This window comes from Mesorhizobium sp. B2-8-9, from assembly GCF_006439475.1.
GTDB lineage: Bacteria > Pseudomonadota > Alphaproteobacteria > Rhizobiales > Rhizobiaceae > Mesorhizobium.
In genome coordinates this window covers 25252-44378 of sequence record NZ_VFTQ01000039.1, presented here as the reverse complement: position 1 = coordinate 44378, position 19127 = coordinate 25252, and the positions used below count along the sequence as shown (strand labels likewise).

Sequence of the window (19127 nt, the reverse complement as noted above, 5' to 3'; positions counted from 1 at the left end):
GCCTTCGATACCGCACCGCTCAAGGGCGAACCGCCGACGGCGCGCTCGATGATCTTCGTCACGCCCGACGGCGAGCGTTCGATGAACACCTATCTCGGCGCCTGCGTCGAGCTTGGCCCCGAGGATGTCGAGGCCGACAAGGCCGCCGGCGCCAAGGTGACTTATTTTGAAGGCTATCTGTGGGATCCGCCGCGCGCCAAGGAGGCCATCCGGCAGACGGCGAAGCTTGCGCATGCGGCGGGCCGCGAAGTGTCGATGACGCTGTCGGATTCCTTCTGCGTCGACCGCTACCGCGACGAGTTTCTCGAGCTGATGCGTTCGGGCACCGTCGACATCGTCTTTGCCAACAGCCACGAGATCAAGTCGCTCTACCAGACCGCCTCCTTCGAGGAGGCGCTCGCCGCCATCCGCAAGGATTGCAGAATAGCCGCCGTCACTCGTTCTGAAAAAGGTTCGGTCATCGTGCGCGGCGACGAGACCGTCGTCATCCAGGCGACGAAGATCAAGGAGCTGGTCGACACGACCGGCGCCGGCGATCTCTACGCTGCCGGCTTTCTCTACGGCTACACGACCGGCCGCAGCCTCAAGGACTGCGGCGATCTCGGCTCGCTGTCGGCCGGGCTGGTGATCCAGCAGATCGGCCCGCGCCCGCGCCAGAATCTGCGTCGCGAAGCCGAGCAAGTGGGGCTGCTTTAGAGCTGCCCAATAAGTACCGTTGCGTTACCGCCAACAGGGTCAAAACCGGCTTCTCTGTCGCGCCCCTGTCATAGAGCGCTCCTACACGCAACTGAGGCGTACTGTGAGTGACATTGCGGCACGCCAAACCAGGGGTGTGAAGATGCGTGCCAGCAACCTGCCGGGCCGCGGCGTTCGTTGCCGCCGCAGTTTTTGCTTTCCGCAATAAGAATTTCAGCATCGGCCGGCGCCTGGGAGGAGCGCGGGCCGCAAGACAGATTCATGACCAGATTCCAGAACTCGTCCGACGGGATTTCACAAGAGGCGTTGGCAGGCCTGGTCGCCGAGGCGGTGCAGCAGGCGCTAACGCAGCAGGGCGTCATGCTGGGCGCCGAGGCGCTTGCTTCAGCAAGCAAGATCGCGGGCCATGTGGCTGCCGCCCTGCCCTTCCTGCCGCAAGCACAGCGCCTTGCCATCAGCTCCTTCAAGGGTGAGTGGACCGACCTTGCCTCCGACTTCTTTCGTGCGATGACGAACAAGGCCGCGAGCGACGGCCCGGCCATATCCGGCCGCGCTCTTGAGCGCTCACCGCCGAAATCGGAGACAGAGAGGCCTGCGGCGCAGCCGATCGCCGAGCGAGCCGCGGAGCTCCAATCGATGCTGATCGAGGATTGGGCCGGCGAGGTCGCCGGCTCGACCTATCTGGAAGAGAAGCTCCGCATCCCGCGTTCCACGCTGCATCGCTGGCAAAGACGCGGCGAGGTCGTCGCGTTGCGCAAGGGCGGCCGCAAACATGTCTTCCCATTGGCCCAGTTCGTCGACGGCAGGCCGGTTCCCGGGATCAGCGACGTGCTTTCGGCGATCGCCAATCCGAGACTTGCCTGGTTTTGGCTGACCCGACCCTCGCCCGAGCTCGACGGTCGGATCCCCATCGAGATGTTACGGGAAGACATGGTCGAGGACGTGCTCCGCGCGACACGTACTCTATCCTGACTCCTGTTTCGCGGAGTCGATTTTTTTATGCTTATCTGGATTTTTAGAAAACTTGTCCGGCAAATCGCTTGTCATAAAACTGTAATAATTGGCACATTTGGCACATTGTGCAGATTACCTGACGTTCCGATTGTACGTATTGTTCAGAATGTTCCATCTTTGCATTTATGTGACGTGATATTTGCGCAACAAGACTTCTACAAGAGTTCAAAAATCCGCCTTTCCGACACAACCCCTGTTGTGTGAGGCCAACGATTAGGCCATGTCCAAGGCGAAGAAGCGGCGCCGGTGCGCGTGCTTTTTCAACGATGGGGACGGGGGTGGCAAAGCCGAACGGCACGTCAGGCCTGTCTTGAACCTTTGACTGGAGATTCAAGAAAATGAACATCAAGAGCCTTCTACTCGGCTCCGCTGCGGCTCTGATCGCAGTTTCGGGCGCCCGCGCCGCCGACGCGGTCACCGTCGCCGAGCCGGAACCGGCCGAATACGTGAAGATCTGCGACGTCTATGGCGCCGGCTATTTCTACATCCCCGGCACCGAGACCTGCCTGCGCGTCGGCGGCTACATCCGCTATGACGCCGGCTTCGGCGACGTCGGCACTTTCGACGGCCGCAAGACCACCGACGTTCAGGACGGCGACTCGCAGAACAGCTGGAACAAGAACGCCCGTTTTAACCTGAAGACTTGGACCGGCCAGGAGACCGAGCTCGGCACGTTGAAGACCTATACCGAGACGCGTTTCAACTTCAAGAATGGTGGCCCGACGAGCACGCCAACGCTGAACTTCGCTTGGATCCAGCTGGGCGGGCTGCGCGTCGGCAAGGACGAGACGCCTTATGACTCGTTCATCGGCTATGCCGGCAACGTCATCCAGGACACGACCATCCCGTACGGCATAAAGGACACCAATGTCGTCAGCTACTACTTCGATGCTGGCAGCGGCTTCTCGGGCGTGATCTCCCTTGAAGAAGGATCGGACGTTACAGGTCTTGCTACCGGCACGGGTACGGGCGTTATCGCAGGCACGATCGACAGCTACGTTCCGCATGTCGTCGGCGGTCTGAAGTATAAGGGCGACTGGGGTGCGATCACCGGCGTCGTTGCCTATGACAGCAACTACGAAGAAGTGGCCGGCAAGGTTCGCCTGGATGTCAATGTCACCAAGGAACTGACGCTGTTCATCATGGGCGGCTACGGTACGGACGATAACTTCCGCGACGCGGGTAACGCCATCAACACCCATGGCCGCGGCTTCTACAAGCCGTGGGGCGGCAACTGGGCTGTCTGGGGTGGCGGCACCTACAAGTTCGACGCCAAGACTTCGTTCAACCTCCAGGCTTCGGCTGACGACGACAAGAACTACGCCGTGGCTGCGAACATCGCCTACAGCATCGTTCCGGGCTTCACGATCACAGGCGAAGTTGATTGGGACCATTTCGGCAGGTTTGACGATGGGATCGGTGACACCAATGTCGTCGACTGGACCAAGGCCGACAAGAAGAACAGCGTCGGCGGCATCGTTCGCTTCCAGCGCAATTTCTGATCAGACTGGCGATCTCAGGGAAGGCTCGCGGCATCGCCGCGGGCCTTTTCCAATTCCAAACGTTGGCGATGTGGGCAAACGCCTCGTCAGCAAACGCCTTCGTCAGTTGCCCGCCGTATAAGCTGCAATTGCCGCCATATTGACGATGTCGCTGTCTTTGGCATTCAGCGACACAATCTGCACCGGCTTGTTGAGACCGACCAGCAGCGGGCCGATGACGGTCGAGCCGCCGAGCTCCTGCAGCATCTTGGTCGAGATCGAGGCCGAGTGGAATGCCGGCATCACCAGCACATTGGCCGGTCCCGTCAGGCGAATGAAAGGATATTGCGCCATGGCGCGCGGGTTCAGCGCCACGTCGGCGGCCATCTCGCCGTCATACTCGAAATCGACGCGGCGCTTGTCGAGGATGCGCACCGCTTCCTGCACGCGCTCGGAACGTTCGCCCTGCGGATGGCCGAAGGTGGAATAGGCGAGCATGGCGAGCCTTGGCTCGTAGCCCATGCGGCGGGCAAAACCGGCCGCCTCCTCGGCGATGTCGGCGATCTGCTCGGCGTTCGGCATGTCGTGCACGGCGGTGTCGGCGACCAACACGGTGCGGCCACGCGCCAGCACGATCGAGACGCCGATGACGCGGTGGCCCGGCTTGGCGTCGATAATGCGGCGCACGTCGTCGAGCGCGGTGGAATAGTTGCGGGTCACACCCGTGACGATGCCGTCGGCGTCGCCCAGCGCCACCATGCAGGCGGCGAAATGGTTGCGGTCGTTGTTGATCAGCCGCTGGCAGTCGCGGAACAGGAAACCCTTCCGCTGCATGCGCTCGTAGAGATAGTCGGTGTAGATGCCGTTGCGGCGCGACAGCCTGGCGTTGATGATCTCGAGGCCCGGCTTGTTGAGGTCGATGCCGGCATTGCGGGCATTGTCCTTGATGACGTCGTCGCGGCCGAGCAGGATCGCCGTGCCGAGCCTTTGGTTCACATAGGAGACGGCGGCGCGCATCACCTGCTCCTCCTCGCCCTCGGCAAAGACGATGCGCTTGGGCTGGCGGCGCACGCGGTCGTAGATGCGCTGCAAGGTCGAGGCGATCGGGTCGCGGCGGGCGGACAGTTCCTGCGCATAGCGGTCGAGATCGAGGATCGGCTTGCGGGCGACGCCGGATTCCATCGCCGCCTTGGCCACCGCCAGCGGGATCGCCGAGATCAGGCGCGGATCGAACGGCACCGGAATGATGTAGTTGGGGCCGAATTTCGGCCGGTTGCCCTGATAGGCGGCGGCGACGTCGTCCGGCACGTCCTGGCGCGCCAGCTCGGCAAGCGCCCTGGCGGCCGCGATCTTCATCTCGTCATTGATGGTGGTGGCGCGCACGTCCAGCGCGCCGCGGAAGATATAGGGGAAGCCCAGAACATTGTTGACCTGGTTGGGGTAGTCGGAGCGGCCGGTGGCCATGATGGCATCGGTGCGGATCTCGGCCACTTCCTCCGGCGTGATCTCCGGATCGGGATTGGCCATGGCGAAGATGATCGGGTTCTTGGCCATCGACTGCACCATGGCGGTGGTGAGCGCGCCCTTGGCGGACAGGCCGAGGAAGACGTCGGCGCTGTCCAGCGCTTCGGCCAGGCTGCGCGCCTCGGTCTTGACGGCATGCGCCGACTTCCACTGGTTCATGCCTTCGGTGCGGCCCTGGAAGACCACGCCCTTGGTGTCGCACAGGATGATATTTTCGGGCGAAAAACCCATCGCCTTCATCAATTCGATGCAGGCGATGCCGGCGGCGCCGGCGCCGTTGCAGACCATTTTTGTGGTCTTCATGTCGCGGCCGGTGATCTCCAGCGCGTTGATCAGCCCGGCGGCCGAGATGATTGCCGTGCCATGCTGGTCGTCGTGAAAGACCGGGATGTCCATCAGCTCGCGCAGCCGCTGCTCGATGATGAAGCACTCGGGCGCCTTGATGTCCTCGAGATTGATGCCGCCGAAGGAAGGGCCGAGGAAGCGCACGCAATTGATGAACTCGTCGGCGTCCTCAGTCGCCACTTCGAGGTCGATCGAATCGACATCGGCGAAGCGCTTGAACAGCACCGCCTTGCCTTCCATCACCGGCTTCGAGGCCAGCGCGCCGAGATTGCCGAGACCGAGGATGGCGGTGCCGTTCGAGATGACGGCGACCATGTTGCCGCGCGTCGTATAGTCGAAGGCGCGGCTCGGATCCTCGGCGATGGCGCGCACGGGAACGGCGACGCCCGGCGAATAGGCGAGGCTCAGATCGCGTTGTGTCGCCATAGGCTTGGTGGCGACGATCTCCAGCTTGCCGGGTCGTCCCATGGCGTGGAACTCCAGCGCCTCCTCGGGACTGACGGAGGGGCCGCTGCTTTCCGTTTTCCTGGCCATGTTGCTGACGCTTCTCCCACCATTTCGCGCTCTTGCGGCGCATTGTTTTGAATTACCCGCTTAAGGCTACACGCCGCCGCTGTAAACCGCCAAGCGATCCAGCGATTTTGTTCCTCCGTTGGCAGAGACAAGCGGTCAAATCTTGCCCGATGAGATCGCGGCAATCTCGCGCAGGTGCTCGCGTACCGGGGCCCAGCGCGTCAGCCCCGAGGTCCCGGCGAACGGCCATTCGGAGAAAGGCGGATCGTTGCTTCCCATGCGCTGCTTAAGCGCCGACAGATAGGCCATCAGTTCCAGCCGTTGCGCCCGCACCCTTTCCAGCGTGCGGCCGCGAATCTCCTCGCGCGGGATAGCGCGGTCGCGAAGCCGCTCGACCGCGCGGCGGATCGCGGCCGGCTCCGGCTCGGCGATAAGGCAATAATCCGGATCGAAATAGACGTCGCGGCCGCCGATGCTCGGCGTCGAGACGATCGGCAGGCCGGCCAGCAGATACTCCATGCTGGAATACATCGCCCCTTCCACCGCCGACAGGCAGAGCCCGACCGCGGCCCGGTTGTAGACGCGGTTGACCTCGTAAGGCGGCATCCGCCCGGGCAGGCCGTCAACGAGGGGATTGGCGATGCTGTGAAGCGGCGATTGCGCCTGCAGCCGGCGGATGAAGGCGCGGTCGCCGGCCGGCGGCAATTCGCCGATCGAGGACGTCACATGGACCAGTCTTTCGATCTCGAAGGCGAGGTGGTGCCGCTTGGTGTGCGAGATGCGGCCATTGTAGACGGCATCGTACTCGACCGGCACGTCCGGCAGCGGCCGGAAGACGTCTTCCGAAATCATCAGATTGTGATTGGAGAAGATCGCTGTGCCGCCAACGCCTGCAATCAGACGGCGCTCTTCCTCTGTGTTGCAGAGGAAGATCAGGTCATGGTGGGGGCAGACCGCGGCGAACCACGCGAGATCCTTGCGTATCTGCTCGACGACGGTGGGCCTCTCCAGCGTCCAGTTCGGCATCAGAAGGAAGGTAGCGCGCGCTGGCACCATGCGCCGGCAGAGGGCAGCGAGTGCGTAGAGCGGGCGCCGGCCGCCGACAGGTATGTAGAGGATCAACGGATCGCGACTGAAGACATGGACGGGTATGTCGATGCCGCCATCGAGGCCGGAGAGCGGCCCGCGCGTCGGCAGGATGAAGGGAAACCGTGTCCGCACCCACGCCCTGATTTTGGTTCTGGTACGGTTGGCGCGGTTGGTGGCAAGAAGCCGCACCCGCCTGAGCGGCGAGCCGACCGGGCCGACCATCTCCTCGAACGTCTCGTGTCCGTCCTTCTTCATCGCCCCGCTATCTTCTCCTGACCCCGAACGATCCATATGTCGGCCGGCTGCATGAGGCAACACGCCCCCGTGCGCCCGTCCTGCTGATGGCGGCAACTGCCCACTCGTCCCCCGTTTTTGCAACCGCCGGCATTAAACCGCCCGCCCACATCTGCTAGCGTGCCGGGATGGATATGCGTACCCCGGAAGAACACAACGCCACGGCGGCACCGGCACCGTTTGCCACGGCCGGCGTCACGCCGATGATGGAGCAATTCATCGAGATCAAGGCGGCGAACCCGGATTCGCTGCTGTTCTACCGCATGGGCGATTTCTACGAGCTGTTCTTCGACGACGCGGAGAAGGCGAGCCAGGCGCTGGGCATCGTCTTGACCAAGCGGGGCAAGCACCAGGGCAATGACATCCCGATGTGCGGCGTGCCGGTGCATGCGGCGGACGACTATCTGCAGAAGCTGATCGCGCAAGGCTTTCGCGTTGCCGTGTGCGAGCAGATCGAGGACCCGGCCGAAGCCAAGAAACGCGGCTCCAAATCGGTGGTGCGCCGCGACGTGGTGCGGCTGGTCACGCCAGGCACCATCACCGAGGACAAGCTGCTCGCGCCCTCGGAATCGAGCTTCCTGATGGCGCTCGGCCGCGTGAAGGGAGGCGCGACCAGCCAAGCCGGCTTCGCGCTGGCCTGGATCGACATTTCGACAGGCGCCTTCCGCGTTGCGGAGACGAACGTCGAGCGGCTGCTTGCCGACATCTTCCGCGTCGACCCGCGCGAGCTGATCGTCGCCGAGCCGGTTTTCCATGATCCGGAGCTCAGGCCCGTGTTCGACGTGCTGGGCCGCGTCGCCAATCCGCAGCCGCCGTCTCTGTTCGATTCGGCCTCGGCCACCGGACGCATCGCGCGCTTCTTCGAGGTCGCGACGCCGGACAGTTTCGGCACATTCTCGCGCGCCGAGTTATCGGCGATCTCGGGCGCCATCGCCTATATCGAAAAAACGCAAAAAGCCGAACGTCCGCCGCTGTCGCGGCCCGAGCGCGAGGAGCAGGGCTCGACGCTGTTCATCGATCCGGCGACGCGCGCCAACCTGGAACTGCTGCGCACGCTGTCCGGCAACCGCGACGGCTCGCTGTTCAAGGCGATCGACCGCACGGTGACGGGGGGCGGCGCGCGACTGCTCGCCGACCGGCTGATGGCGCCGCTGACCGATCCAACAGCAATCGCGGCCAGGCTGGATTCGGTGTCGTTCTTCCGTTCCGAGATGCGGCTCTGCCAAGGCCTGCGGGCGAGCCTCAAAAGCGTCGCCGACATGCCGCGCGCGCTGTCCAGACTGGCGCTCAACCGCGGCGGACCGCGCGACCTGGGCGCGCTGCGCGCCGGCTTCGAGGCGGCCGGCGCGATCGCCGAATTGTTCGCGGCGGCCGATCTGCCCGCCGAGCTCGCTGCGGCATTGGCCGCGATCAAGGCCTTGCCCGAGGCGCTTGCCCACCACCTCAGCGAAGCGCTCGACGACGAGCTGCCGCTGATCAAGCGCGACGGCGGCTTCGTGCGGTCGAGCTACAATGCCGAGCTCGACGAGATGCGGGCGCTGCGCGACGAATCGCGAAAGGTGATCGCCGGGCTGGAGCGCTCGCTGATCGAAGAGACCGGCATCCGCTCGCTGAAGATCCGGCACAACAATGTGCTCGGCTACTACATCGAGGTGACGGCCAATCACCATTCGATCATGACCGGCAGCGATGCCGCCAAGGCGCGCTTCATTCATCGCCAGACCATGGCCAACGCCATGCGCTTCACCACGACCGAGCTGGCGGAGCTGGAATCGAAGATCGCCAACGCCGCCGACCGGGCGCTGAGCATCGAGCTCGCCGCTTTCGACCGGCTGACCGCGGAAGTGGTGGGCGAGGCCGAACGGATCCGCGCCGGCGCCGAGGCGCTTGCGGCTCTGGATGTTTCATCGGCGCTGGCATTGCTTTCCGAGAGCGAGGGCTGGTGCCGGCCGCTGGTGGATTCGAGCCTCGCCTTCGAAATCGTCGGCGGGCGTCACCCTGTGGTCGAGCAGGCGCTCAGGCGTTCCGGCGAAGGCCCGTTCGTCGCCAATGATTGCGACCTGTCGCCCCAGGGCGGCGCCAAGGCCGGCGCGATCTGGCTGCTCACCGGCCCGAATATGGGCGGTAAGTCGACGTTCCTCAGGCAAAATGCGCTGATCGCCATACTCGCTCAGACCGGCTCCTTCGTGCCGGCGCAAAGCGCCCATATCGGCGTCGTCGACCGGCTGTTCTCGCGCGTCGGCGCCTCGGACGACCTGGCGCGCGGCCGCTCGACCTTCATGGTCGAGATGGTCGAGACGGCGGCGATCCTCAACCAGGCCGGCGAGCGGGCGCTGGTCATCCTCGACGAGATCGGCCGCGGCACGGCAACTTTCGACGGCCTGTCGATCGCCTGGGCGGCGGTCGAATATCTGCATGAGAAGAACCGCTGCCGAGCGATTTTTGCCACGCATTTCCATGAGATGACGGCGCTGGCGGGCAAGCTCCCCCGGCTTCACAACGTCACCATGCGGGTGAAGGAATGGGAAGGCGACGTCGTCTTCCTGCACGAGGTCGGCAAGGGCGCGGCCGACCGCTCCTACGGCGTACAGGTGGCGCGGCTCGCCGGTCTGCCGGAAGCCGTCGTCGCCCGCGCCAAGGAGGTGCTGCACCAGCTCGAAGAGGGCGAAGTCTCGGGGAAGACCAATCGGCTCGTCGACGACCTGCCGCTGTTTTCGGTGGCGGTGAAACGCGAAGCGCCGAAACCCGCCAAAAGCGATGCGCTGGGCGAAGCGCTCGGCGCGATCAATCCGGACGAGATGACGCCGCGCGAGGCGCTGGAGGCGCTCTACCGGCTGAAGGGGCTGGCAACGAAGCAGTAGAGCCAGGCGTGGCCTTGACTGATTGTACCGGTCGGTACAATGTCGGTTATCGACGATCGGAACCGACAGGAGATTTCATGAGCCGTCCGCCATTGCCGCCCTTCACGGCCGAGACAGCGGCGCAAAAGGCGCGCCTCGCCGAGGATGCCTGGAACAGCCGCGACCCGGAACGGGTCTCGCTCGCCTATACCGAGCACAGCAGATGGCGCAACCGGGCCGAGTTCATCTCGGGTCGCGGCGAGATCGTCGATTTCCTCAAGCGCAAATGGGCGCGCGAGCTGGATTATCGCCTGATCAAGGAGGTCTGGACCTGGAATGAAAACCGCATCGCGGTGCGCTTCGCCTATGAATGGCGCGACGACAGCGGCCACTGGTTCCGCTCCTACGGCAACGAGAACTGGGAATTCGACGAGGCCGGGCTGATGCGCCGGCGCGTGGCGAGCATCAACGACCTGCCGATCGCGGAGCGCGAGCGGAAATACCACTGGCCGCTCGGCCGCCGGCCGGACGACCATCCCGGCCTTTCGGAACTCGGGCTTTAGAGCATGACCCCAAAAAGTGTGTAGCGGTTTTGGAAAAGATCATGCTCGAACAAGAACACTAAACATGCGGCGCATCGCTCCGGACCACGACCAGTTGCTGGCGATCGTGGCCGAGGTTTTCCGCGAGCACGGCTATGAGGGCGCCAGCCTGGCCCTGATCGGCGAGGCGGCGGGGCTCGGCAAGGGGAGCCTTTACCACTTCTTTCCGGGCGGCAAGGAAGAGATGGCCAGGGCCGTCATTGCCCATATCGACGGCTGGTTCGAGGACAATGTGTTTGCGCCGCTGCGCGACGGCGGCGATCCGTCGGCCGGGATCGAGCAGATGCTCGCGGCGACGGACAGCTACTTCCGCTCCGGGCGCCGGGTCTGTCTCATCGGCGCCTTCGCACTGGAGGCATCCCGCGACCTCTTCGCCAGCCAGATAAGGGACTATTTCGGCCGTTGGGTCGCGCACCTCGCCGATGCGCTGGCGCGACTTGGGCATGGGAAAACCGAAGCCGTCGAACTGGCGGAGGAAACCGTCGCCGCCATCCAGGGCGCGCTCACCCTTGCCCGTGCCGCTGACGATGCCGGGGTATTCTCCCGTACGCTGCGCCGGCTGCGCACACGGCTCGGGCTGTCGGCCAAGACCTAGCCCCAGTTCCTACAGAGGTTCGAAGCGGTAGCCTGTCTCGGTTCGGGAAATCCGGCCGACGCCCGGTGAATCGAGATGCGCTCCTGCAACGCACCAGGCGTTGTCGGCGGCAAGGGCCAATATAAGCAACCGGGTTGCCCGTGCCTGTTCCTGATCCGCGTCGAACTCCCACACGACCTTCGGCCGATCGAACTGAAGCGACGGAGCATGCACGAGGTCGCCCCAGACCAACAATGTTTCGCCGTGGCTCGCAACACGAAAGCAGGTATGGCCGATTTCATGACCCGGCGCGGCGATCGCCTCGATGTTCGCACTCAAGTGCTGTCCCGGATCCAGAGGCTGCGCTCGGTCATGGAAGCGGCTCAACCTCGCTTCCAACCGGAACATGTCGAGCTCGGCTCGAGGGACAAGCAAGCGGGAGAGCTGCGGGAAGCCGTCCCTGCCATCCGGAAGGATGAGCCCTTGGATATGGTCGAGATGGGTGTGGGTGAAGGCGACAGTGTGTATCCGATCGAGGGCGATCTTCGCTTCGCTCAGCGCCTGCGGCAGAAAGCCCATCGTCGGGTGCCAGGCGTTCGAGGATCCGGTATCGATCAGCGTGATGTCTTCGCCGTCGTCGATGGCAAAGGCATTGACCGACAATCGGAGCGCGCCGTCGAAGAGCGGCACCTGCGGCGGCAGATCGCCGAAAGGCTTGTCTCCCGGCTGGCGCAGTCGCCGGACGGGCATGTCGACATAACCGTCGCGCAGGGAGGTGACCGTCAAGTCGCCGATTTTATAGGTCGCGTAATGAGGTCCGGCTGAAATTCGTTCCAACACTTGCTCTCTTTCAACCGCGCATCCCGACGCGAGGTTTTCGGTTATTCCCTCGACAGGGATTTTGAAAGGTTGCCGTTTGTCTTGGTGCTAGATTTTCCGTTCACTTCCGTGAAATCATCGCAAACGCCGGGGATTGGTTGAAGCCGCCGCAACCTCGTCATTCTATGGCGGAGCAAGGAGCGAAGCGACGCGGCGCAGACCATAGAATCCATTCCGTGACATCGAGGCGTAGCAAGGGTGCAGAATTCTGCTTCGCCGCATCCCACGCCCCAGGTCACGGAATGGATTCCAGGGTCTCCGCGACGCCGCTTCGCGGCTGCTCCGCCCTGGAATGACGATCGCGATGGGCGTTTCGGCCAATCTTCAGCGCATGCCGCCTGCCATACAACAGAGCCGGCCGATCAACATCCCTGTGGCAGTGCCACTAAATCATCTCCAGGCCGCGCTTGCGCGTCGGCGGCGGGAAAGCGCGATCGAGCTCGGCAAGGTCTTCCGCCGTCAGAGCGATGTCGAGCGCGGCGGCGTTCTGGCGGACATGCTCCTGGCGGCCGGCCTTCGGGATTGCGATGACGCCGTCCTGCATCATTATCCAGGCAAGTGCGATCTGCGCCGCCGTGGCGTTGTGTCGGGCGGCGACCGCCTCGAGCCGCGCATTGCGGGCCAGCGCGCCCTGCTCCACCGGCGAATAGGCCATCAGCGGTATGCGGCGCTGCCGGCTCCACGGCGCAAGGTCGAATTCGAGCCCGCGCCGCGACAGGTTGTAAAGCACCTGGTTAGTCTGGACATTGCCGCCGGACGGCAGACTGACTAGATTCTCCATCTCGTCCGTGTCGAAATTGCTGACGCCCCAGTGGCGGATCTTGCCCTCCGTTTTTAGCGCCTCGAACGCCTGCACGGTTTCGGAAAGCGGCACACTGCCCGGCCAATGCAGCAGATAGAGATCGATGCGGTCGGTGGCGAGGCGCTTCAGGCTGCTCTCGCAGGCCCGTTTCACGCCGGCGCGCGAGGCGTTGGAGGGCAGCACTTTGGAGACCAGGAAGGTCTCGTCGCGGCGCCCGGCGATGGCTTGCGCCACCACCTCCTCGGCGCCGCCATCGGCATACATTTCGGCCGTGTCGATCAGCGTCATGCCGAGGTCCAGCCCAAGCTTCAGCGCCGCGACCTCATCGGCGTGGCGCCGTCGATCCTCACCCATCTTCCAGGTGCCTTGGCCCAGCACCGGGACGGTTTCGCCCGACGGCAGCTTCAAGGTTCTGATCAACGAGGGCATGGCCTTCTCCGCGTAAGGCTGGATCGCAGCACAGCCACAGTTGGAAATCCAGACCGACGCCGGCTGGCCGCCCGGATTTCCCGCAGTGACTATTTCGCCGGATGCTTGGCGAGCCAGTCCTGCATCTGCTTGATCTCGGCTTCCTGTGCCGTGACGACGTCTTCAGCGAGCTTGCGTATCTCCGGGTCCTTGCCGTTGGCGATCACCACCTTGGCCATGTCGATGGCGCCCTGATGATGCGGGATCATGCTGCGGACGAAATCGACATCGGCATTGCCGGTGTATTTGATCGTCATGTCCTTATGCATCTTCTTCATCGCCTTCTCGTAGCCGACGGTGGCCGGGCTCTGGGCGCCCATCGCCATCTTGGACATGTCGTGCTTCATCTCCTCCGAAGAGGCCGGCACGCTTTCGAGGAACACGGCGAGCAGCATTCCGGCCGCCATCAAAAGCAGCACGATTTTCTTGGCCAGGGTCATTCAAGTCTCCTTCTGTTGGATTGCGTATCTGGGGGTCTTGCTCAGAGTTTCAACGTTCTCAGCCGCAGCGCGTTGCCGATCACGGAGACCGATGACAGGCTCATCGCCGCCGCCGCCAGCATCGGCGACAGCAGCGTGCCGGTAAGCGGATAAAGCACGCCGGCCGCGACCGGCACGCCGAGCACGTTGTAGAGGAAGGCAAAGAACAGGTTCTGGCGGATGTTGCGGATCGTCGCCTGGGCGAGAGTGCGTGCCCTGACGATGCCGTTGAGGTCGCCCTTGACCAGCGTGATGCCGGCGCTTTCGACCGCGACATCGGCGCCGGTGCCCATGGCGATGCCGACATCGGCGCCGGCCAGCGCCGGCGCGTCGTTGACACCGTCGCCGGCCATGGCGACGCCGGCGCCCTTGGCACGCAGTTCCTCGACCAGCGCGCCCTTCTCATCCGGCAGCAACCCGGCGCGGACCTCGTCGATGCCGAGCCTGCCGGCAATCGCTCGTGCCGTGCGCTCGTTGTCGCCTGTCGCCATGATGATGCGCAACCCCTTGTCGTGCAGCGCCCTTATCGCTTCGGCTGTAGTCGCTTTCACGGGATCGGCGACGGCGACGATACCGGCGAAACTGCCCTCGACAGCCACGAACATGGCCGTCTTGCCTTCGGCCTGCAGCGCCTCGGTATTGGCAGCCGACGTTGCGACGCAGAGGTCCGCCATCATCGCCGCATTGCCGAGCGCGACCTTCCTGCCCGAAACCGTGCCCGAAACGCCCTTGCCGGTAATGGCTTCGAAATCGACCGCGTCGGCGAGCTTCAGGCCGCGCGCGGCAGCGCCCTCGACGATCGCCTCGGCCAGCGGATGCTCGGAGCCCTTTTCCAGCGCGGCCGCGAGGCCCAGCAGCTCGTTCTCGTCGATGCCGTCGGTGGCAATGACGTCGGTAAGCCGCGGCTTGCCCTCGGTCAGCGTGCCGGTCTTGTCGACGATCAGCGTGTCGACCGAGGCGAAACGTTCCAATGCCGCCGCTTCCTTGATCAGCACGCCGGCATGCGCGCCGCGCCCGGTCGCGGTCATGATCGACATCGGCGTCGCAAGGCCAAGCGCGCAGGGACAGGCGATGATCAGTACCGACACCGCCGAGACGATGGCGAAGATCAGGCTCGGTTCGGGGCCGACGAGCGCCCAGGCGATGAACGCCAGGACCGCCACCAGCACGACGGCCGGGACGAAATAGAAGGACACGCGGTCGGCGAGACCCTGGATCGGCGCCCGCGAGCGCTGCGCCTTGGCGACCAGCTCGACAATGCGCGACAGCGTGGTCTCGGCGCCGACCTTCTCGGCGCGCATGACCAGCGAGCCGTTCTTGTTCAGCGTGCCGCCGGTGAGCATGTCGCCTTCCGTCTTCTCGACCGGCAGCGGTTCGCCGGTGATCATCGATTCATCGATCGCCGACCGACCCTCGAGCACGATGCCGTCGACCGGCACGGCATCGCCGGGACGGATGCGCAAGCGGTCGCCCGACTTGACGCTGTCGAGCGGTACGTCCTTCTCGGAGCCGTCGGCGCCGATCAGCCGCGCTGTCTTCGGGGCAAGGTCGAGCAGGGCGCGGATGGCCGAGCCGGTGCGCTCGCGGGCCTTGAGTTCCAGCACCTGGCCGAGAAAGACCAGCGCGACGATGACGGCGGCGGCCTCGAAATAGACCGGGACGGCGCCGTCATGACCGCGGAACTGATGCGGAAAGAGGCCCGGGAACAGGGCGGCGATCACGCTGTAGAGGTAGGCGGCACCGACGCCCAGCGAGATCAGCGTCCACATATTCGGGCTACGGTTGAGGATCGATTCCCAGCCGCGATGGAAGAACGGAAACGCCGCCCACAGAACCACCGGGCTCGCCAGCGCCAGTTCCACCCAGGTCTTCGTGCGGCCGTCGATGAGGGTTTCGAAGCTGAAGCCCAGCATCGGCGCCATGGCAATGATCAGGAGCGGCACGGAGAGCACGGCGCTGACCCAGAAGCGGCGGGTGAAATCGACGAGCTCGGGATTCGGGCCTTCCTCGCCTGTCGGCACGCCCATCGGTTCCAGCGCCATGCCGCAGATCGGACAGGAGCCGGGCTTGTCGCGGATGATCTCGGGATGCATCGGGCAGGTGTATTGCGTGCCCTTGGGCATCGGCTGCGGCTCGGGCCGGCCAGCGAGGTATTTTGCCGGCTCCGCCTCGAATTTGCCCTTGCAACCGGCGGAGCAGAAATAGAAGCCCTGCCCTTCATGGCGAACGAAGTGCTTCGCGCTCGCGCGGTCGACGCTCATGCCGCAGACGGGATCGGTGGCCGTCAAATAGCCCTCGGGCTCGGCCTGGAATTTCGTGCGGCAGCGCTCGCTGCAGAAATGAAAGGTGCGGCCGCCATGCTCGGCCGTCGGCTTGCCGGCCGCCGGATCGACCGTCATGCCGCAGACAGGGTCGCGAAGCACCGCTTCGGTGTCGGGCGCGACATTCTTCGCAGAGCAGCAGCCGCCGCCATGCGCATGATGGTGGGGGTGGTCGGAATGGGTCATCAGCAATACCTCGGAATTCTCGAATTGAGGCGGAGGTAGTCCTTCCAGTAACTGGAAGGTCAAGAGCCGGTTTCGACTTTTGCGAAAATCGGCCGGGCGATTGCGGATTACGCTTCTGCGCGATGGCAATCGCGGCCGCCTGCCCCATACACAGCGCCGCGAAAACAGGCTATAGACGCCGCCGAATGGCAAAGATCTCCCTGAAACTCGACGAAATCATCGATGGCGATGCGTTGCGCCGCGACTTGACCGCGTTGACGGCGGCGAGCGCCGGCGACGGTTCAGGACCGGCTGCCCGCACGGCCGTCCTCCAACTGCTCAAGGCCAGGATGGCCGAAGGGCGAAAGATCGCCGAGACCATGCTCAAGCAGGACGGCGGCGGCAATGCCTGCGCCGAGCGGCTGTCGCATCTGATGGATGAACTGATCCGGGCGCTCTATGATTTCGCCGCCGCCCATGTCTATCGGGTCAAGAACCGGTCCGCGGCCGAGCGCATGGCGGTCGTTGCCGTCGGCGGCTACGGCCGCGGCACGCTGGCGCCGGGTTCCGACATCGACCTGCTTTTCCTGCTGCCCTACAAGCAGACCCCATGGGGCGAGCAGATCGTCGAATACATGCTCTATATGCTGTGGGACATGGGGCTGAAGGTCGGCCACGCCACCCGCAACATCGACGAGTGCCTCAGGCTGTCGCGCGGCGACATCACCATCCGCACGTCGATCCTCGAGGCGCGCTTCCTGTGGGGCGAACAGAAGCTCTATGAAGAACTGCTCACCCGCTTCGACCATGAAGTGGTGCGCACGACCGGGCCGGAATATGTGCAGGCCAAGCTCGCCGAGCGCGACGAGCGCCACGCCAAGGCCGGCGAAAGCCGCTATCTGGTCGAGCCCAATGTCAAGGACGGCAAGGGCGGCCTGCGCGACCTGCAGACGCTGTTTTGGATCGGCAAATATTTCTACCGCGTGCGCACCGGCGAGGAACTGGTCGAGAAGGGCGTCTTCACCGAGGCCGAATATCGCGAATTCCAGAAGGCCGAGGATTTTCTCTGGGCGGTGCGCTGCCACATGCATTTCCTCACCGGCAAGGCGGAAGAGCGGCTGCATTTCGACATCCAGCGCGAGATCGCCGAGCGGCTGGGCTATACGACGCATCCCGGCCTGTCGGCGGTCGAGCGCTTCATGAAGCACTATTTCCTCGTCGCCAAGGACGTCGGCGACCTCACCCGCATCTTCTGTGCGGCGCTCGAGGAAGAGCAGGCCAAGCATGTGCCGGGCTTCAACCGCATCTTCCTCACCTTCCAGCGGCGCAAGCGCAAGCTTGCCGGCACCTCCGACTTCATCGTCGACAATCACCGCATCAACATCGCCGACGACAGCGTGTTCGAGCGCGATCCGGTCAATCTGCTCAGGCTGTTCTGGTTCGCCGACAAGCACGGGCTGGAGTTCCACCCCGATGCGCTGAAGCTGCTCACCCGCTCGCTCGGGCTCGTCAACAAGTCGCTCCGGCGCGACGAGGAGGCCAACCGGCTGTTCCTCGACATCCTGACATCGGACCGCAATGCCGAGCTCAATCTCAGGCGCATGAACGAGGCGGGGCTGCTCGGCAGACTGATCCCGGACTTCGGCAAGATCGTCGCCATGATGCAGTTCTCGATGTACCACCACTATACGGTGGACGAGCATCTGATCCGCTGCATCGGCGTGCTGGCCGAGATCGAGCGCGGCGACGGCGCGAAGGTGCATCCGCTGTCGCACACGCTGATGCCTGGCCTGAGAAAGAGCCGCGAGGCGCTCTATGTCGCGGTGCTGTTGCACGACATCGCCAAGGGCCGGCCGGAAGACCATTCGGAAGCCGGCGCCAGGATCGCGCGGCGCATCTGCCCGCATATGGGGCTGTCGGCCGCCGACACCGAGACCGTCGCCTGGCTTGTCGAGAACCATCTTGTGATGTCGATGACGGCGCAGACGCGCGACCTCAACGACCGCAAGACGATCGAGGATTTCGCCTCGATTGTGCAATCGGCCGAGCGGCTGAAGCTGCTTTTGATCCTCACCGTCTGCGATATCAGGGGCGTCGGGCCGGGCGTGTGGAACGGCTGGAAGGGGCAGTTGCTGCGCACGCTCTATTACGAGACCGAACTGCTCCTGACGGGCGGCTTCTCGGAAGTCTCGCGCGCCGAGCGCACGGCCGCGGCGCGCGAGCGGCTGGCCGAGGCGCTGTCTGCCTGGCCGGCGAAGGAGCGCAAGCGCTATGTCGCGCAGCACTACGAGAATTACCTTCTGGCGGTTGACCTTGCCGATCAGCTTCGCCATGCCGAATTCATCCGCGAGGCGGATGCGGCCGGCAAGAAGCTTGCCACCATGGTCAAGACGCATGAGTTCGAGGCGGTGACGGAGATCACCGTGCTGGCGCCGGACCATCCGCGCCTGCTTTCGATCATTGCCGGGGCATGTGCCGCGGCCGGCGGCAACATCGTCGACGCGCAGATCTTCACCACCTCGGACGGCCGCGCGCTGGACTCCATCCTGATCTCCAGGGAGTTCGACCGCGACGAGGACGAGCGCCGCCGCGCCGAGCGCGTCGGCCGGCTGATCGAGGACGTGCTTTCGGGCAAGAGCTGGCTGCCCGAGATGATCGAAAAGCGCACCAAGCCGAAGCGCGGCGCCAAGGCGTTCCGGATTCCGCCGCGCGCCGAGATCCGCAACACGCTGTCGAACCGTTTTTCGGTGATCGAGGTCGAGGGGCTGGACCGGCCGGGCCTGCTGTCCGAGATCACCGGGACGCTCTCCGACCTGTCGCTCGACATCGCCTCGGCGCATATCACGACGTTCGGCGAGAAGGTCATCGACACGTTCTACGTCACCGACCTGACCGGACAGAAGATCGACAGCCCGACGCGCACCGCCACCATCCACAAGCGGCTGATCGATACGCTTGAAGGCAATTCGTCCGAACGTAACGGCAAGGCCAAGGCGGCGGCCGAGTGACATCCATTTGACGCAATTTTTCTGGCAGTCGTT

Annotated in this window: 13 protein-coding genes; 7 read left to right on the top strand and 6 right to left on the bottom strand. The window is 64.3% G+C overall.

Going from position 1 to position 19127, the window contains the following annotated elements; translation table 11 throughout:
- From FJ423_RS30115 to FJ423_RS30105, 3 genes are all read left to right on the top strand, one after another.
- Positions 1-696: adenosine kinase (locus FJ423_RS30115; protein ID WP_140846710.1), on the top strand; the 696-nt coding region annotated here is incomplete at its 5' end.
- 261 nt (positions 697-957) lie between these two features.
- The gene (locus FJ423_RS30110) at positions 958-1668 is read left to right on the top strand and encodes an antitoxin Xre/MbcA/ParS toxin-binding domain-containing protein (protein WP_140846681.1); all 711 of its coding nucleotides are present in this window, start codon (positions 958-960) and stop codon (positions 1666-1668) included.
- Between the two features lie 380 nt (positions 1669-2048).
- Complete coding sequence (locus tag FJ423_RS30105; RefSeq protein WP_140846668.1) at positions 2049-3212, top strand: porin; 1164 nt, start codon at positions 2049-2051, stop codon at positions 3210-3212.
- Positions 3213-3314: 102 nt separating this feature from the next.
- Here FJ423_RS30105 and FJ423_RS30100 read toward each other — a convergent pair whose 3' ends face one another.
- Together FJ423_RS30100 and FJ423_RS30095 are read right to left on the bottom strand one after the other, a co-directional pair.
- Entirely contained in the window at positions 3315-5594 is a 2280-nt protein-coding gene (locus tag FJ423_RS30100) for an NADP-dependent malic enzyme (protein ID WP_140846653.1), read from the bottom strand.
- Between the two features lie 135 nt (positions 5595-5729).
- The gene (locus FJ423_RS30095) at positions 5730-6917 is read right to left on the bottom strand and encodes a glycosyltransferase (RefSeq protein ID WP_140846640.1); all 1188 of its coding nucleotides are present in this window, start codon (positions 6915-6917) and stop codon (positions 5730-5732) included.
- Between the two features lie 167 nt (positions 6918-7084).
- Here FJ423_RS30095 and mutS point away from each other — a divergent pair, with 167 nt between their 5' ends.
- From mutS to FJ423_RS30080, 3 genes are all read left to right on the top strand, one after another.
- Positions 7085-9817, top strand: coding sequence for a DNA mismatch repair protein MutS (gene mutS, locus FJ423_RS30090; protein WP_140846629.1), 2733 nt, complete (start codon positions 7085-7087; stop codon positions 9815-9817).
- A 77-nt stretch (positions 9818-9894) separates the two neighbouring features.
- Positions 9895-10359 carry a nuclear transport factor 2 family protein gene (locus FJ423_RS30085; protein WP_140846602.1) on the top strand — a complete coding sequence of 155 codons (465 nt, stop codon included), beginning with the start codon at positions 9895-9897 and terminating at the stop codon, positions 10357-10359.
- 64 nt (positions 10360-10423) lie between these two features.
- Positions 10424-10993, top strand: coding sequence for a TetR/AcrR family transcriptional regulator (locus FJ423_RS30080; RefSeq protein ID WP_140846590.1), 570 nt, complete (start codon positions 10424-10426; stop codon positions 10991-10993).
- A gap of 9 nt (positions 10994-11002) precedes the next feature.
- Here the strand turns inward: FJ423_RS30080 and FJ423_RS30075 are convergent, their stop codons facing one another.
- The 4 genes from FJ423_RS30075 to FJ423_RS30060 all read right to left on the bottom strand — a co-directional run bounded on the left by FJ423_RS30075 (position 11003) and on the right by FJ423_RS30060 (position 16107).
- A complete protein-coding gene (locus FJ423_RS30075) occupies positions 11003-11812 on the bottom strand; it encodes an MBL fold metallo-hydrolase (RefSeq protein ID WP_246680352.1) in 810 nt (269 codons plus the stop codon).
- Between the two features lie 424 nt (positions 11813-12236).
- Positions 12237-13082: an aldo/keto reductase gene (locus FJ423_RS30070; protein ID WP_140846578.1), complete on the bottom strand. Its 846-nt coding sequence runs from the start codon at positions 13080-13082 to the stop codon at positions 12237-12239.
- Between the two features lie 89 nt (positions 13083-13171).
- Positions 13172-13561: a DUF305 domain-containing protein gene (locus FJ423_RS30065; protein ID WP_140846567.1), complete on the bottom strand. Its 390-nt coding sequence runs from the start codon at positions 13559-13561 to the stop codon at positions 13172-13174.
- A 41-nt stretch (positions 13562-13602) separates the two neighbouring features.
- Entirely contained in the window at positions 13603-16107 is a 2505-nt protein-coding gene (locus FJ423_RS30060) for a heavy metal translocating P-type ATPase (protein ID WP_140846554.1), read from the bottom strand.
- A 185-nt stretch (positions 16108-16292) separates the two neighbouring features.
- On the opposite strand from FJ423_RS30060, the gene FJ423_RS30055 reads away from it, so the two are divergent.
- Positions 16293-19094: a [protein-PII] uridylyltransferase gene (locus FJ423_RS30055; protein WP_140846543.1), complete on the top strand. Its 2802-nt coding sequence runs from the start codon at positions 16293-16295 to the stop codon at positions 19092-19094.
- Positions 19095-19127 lie beyond the last annotated feature (33 nt).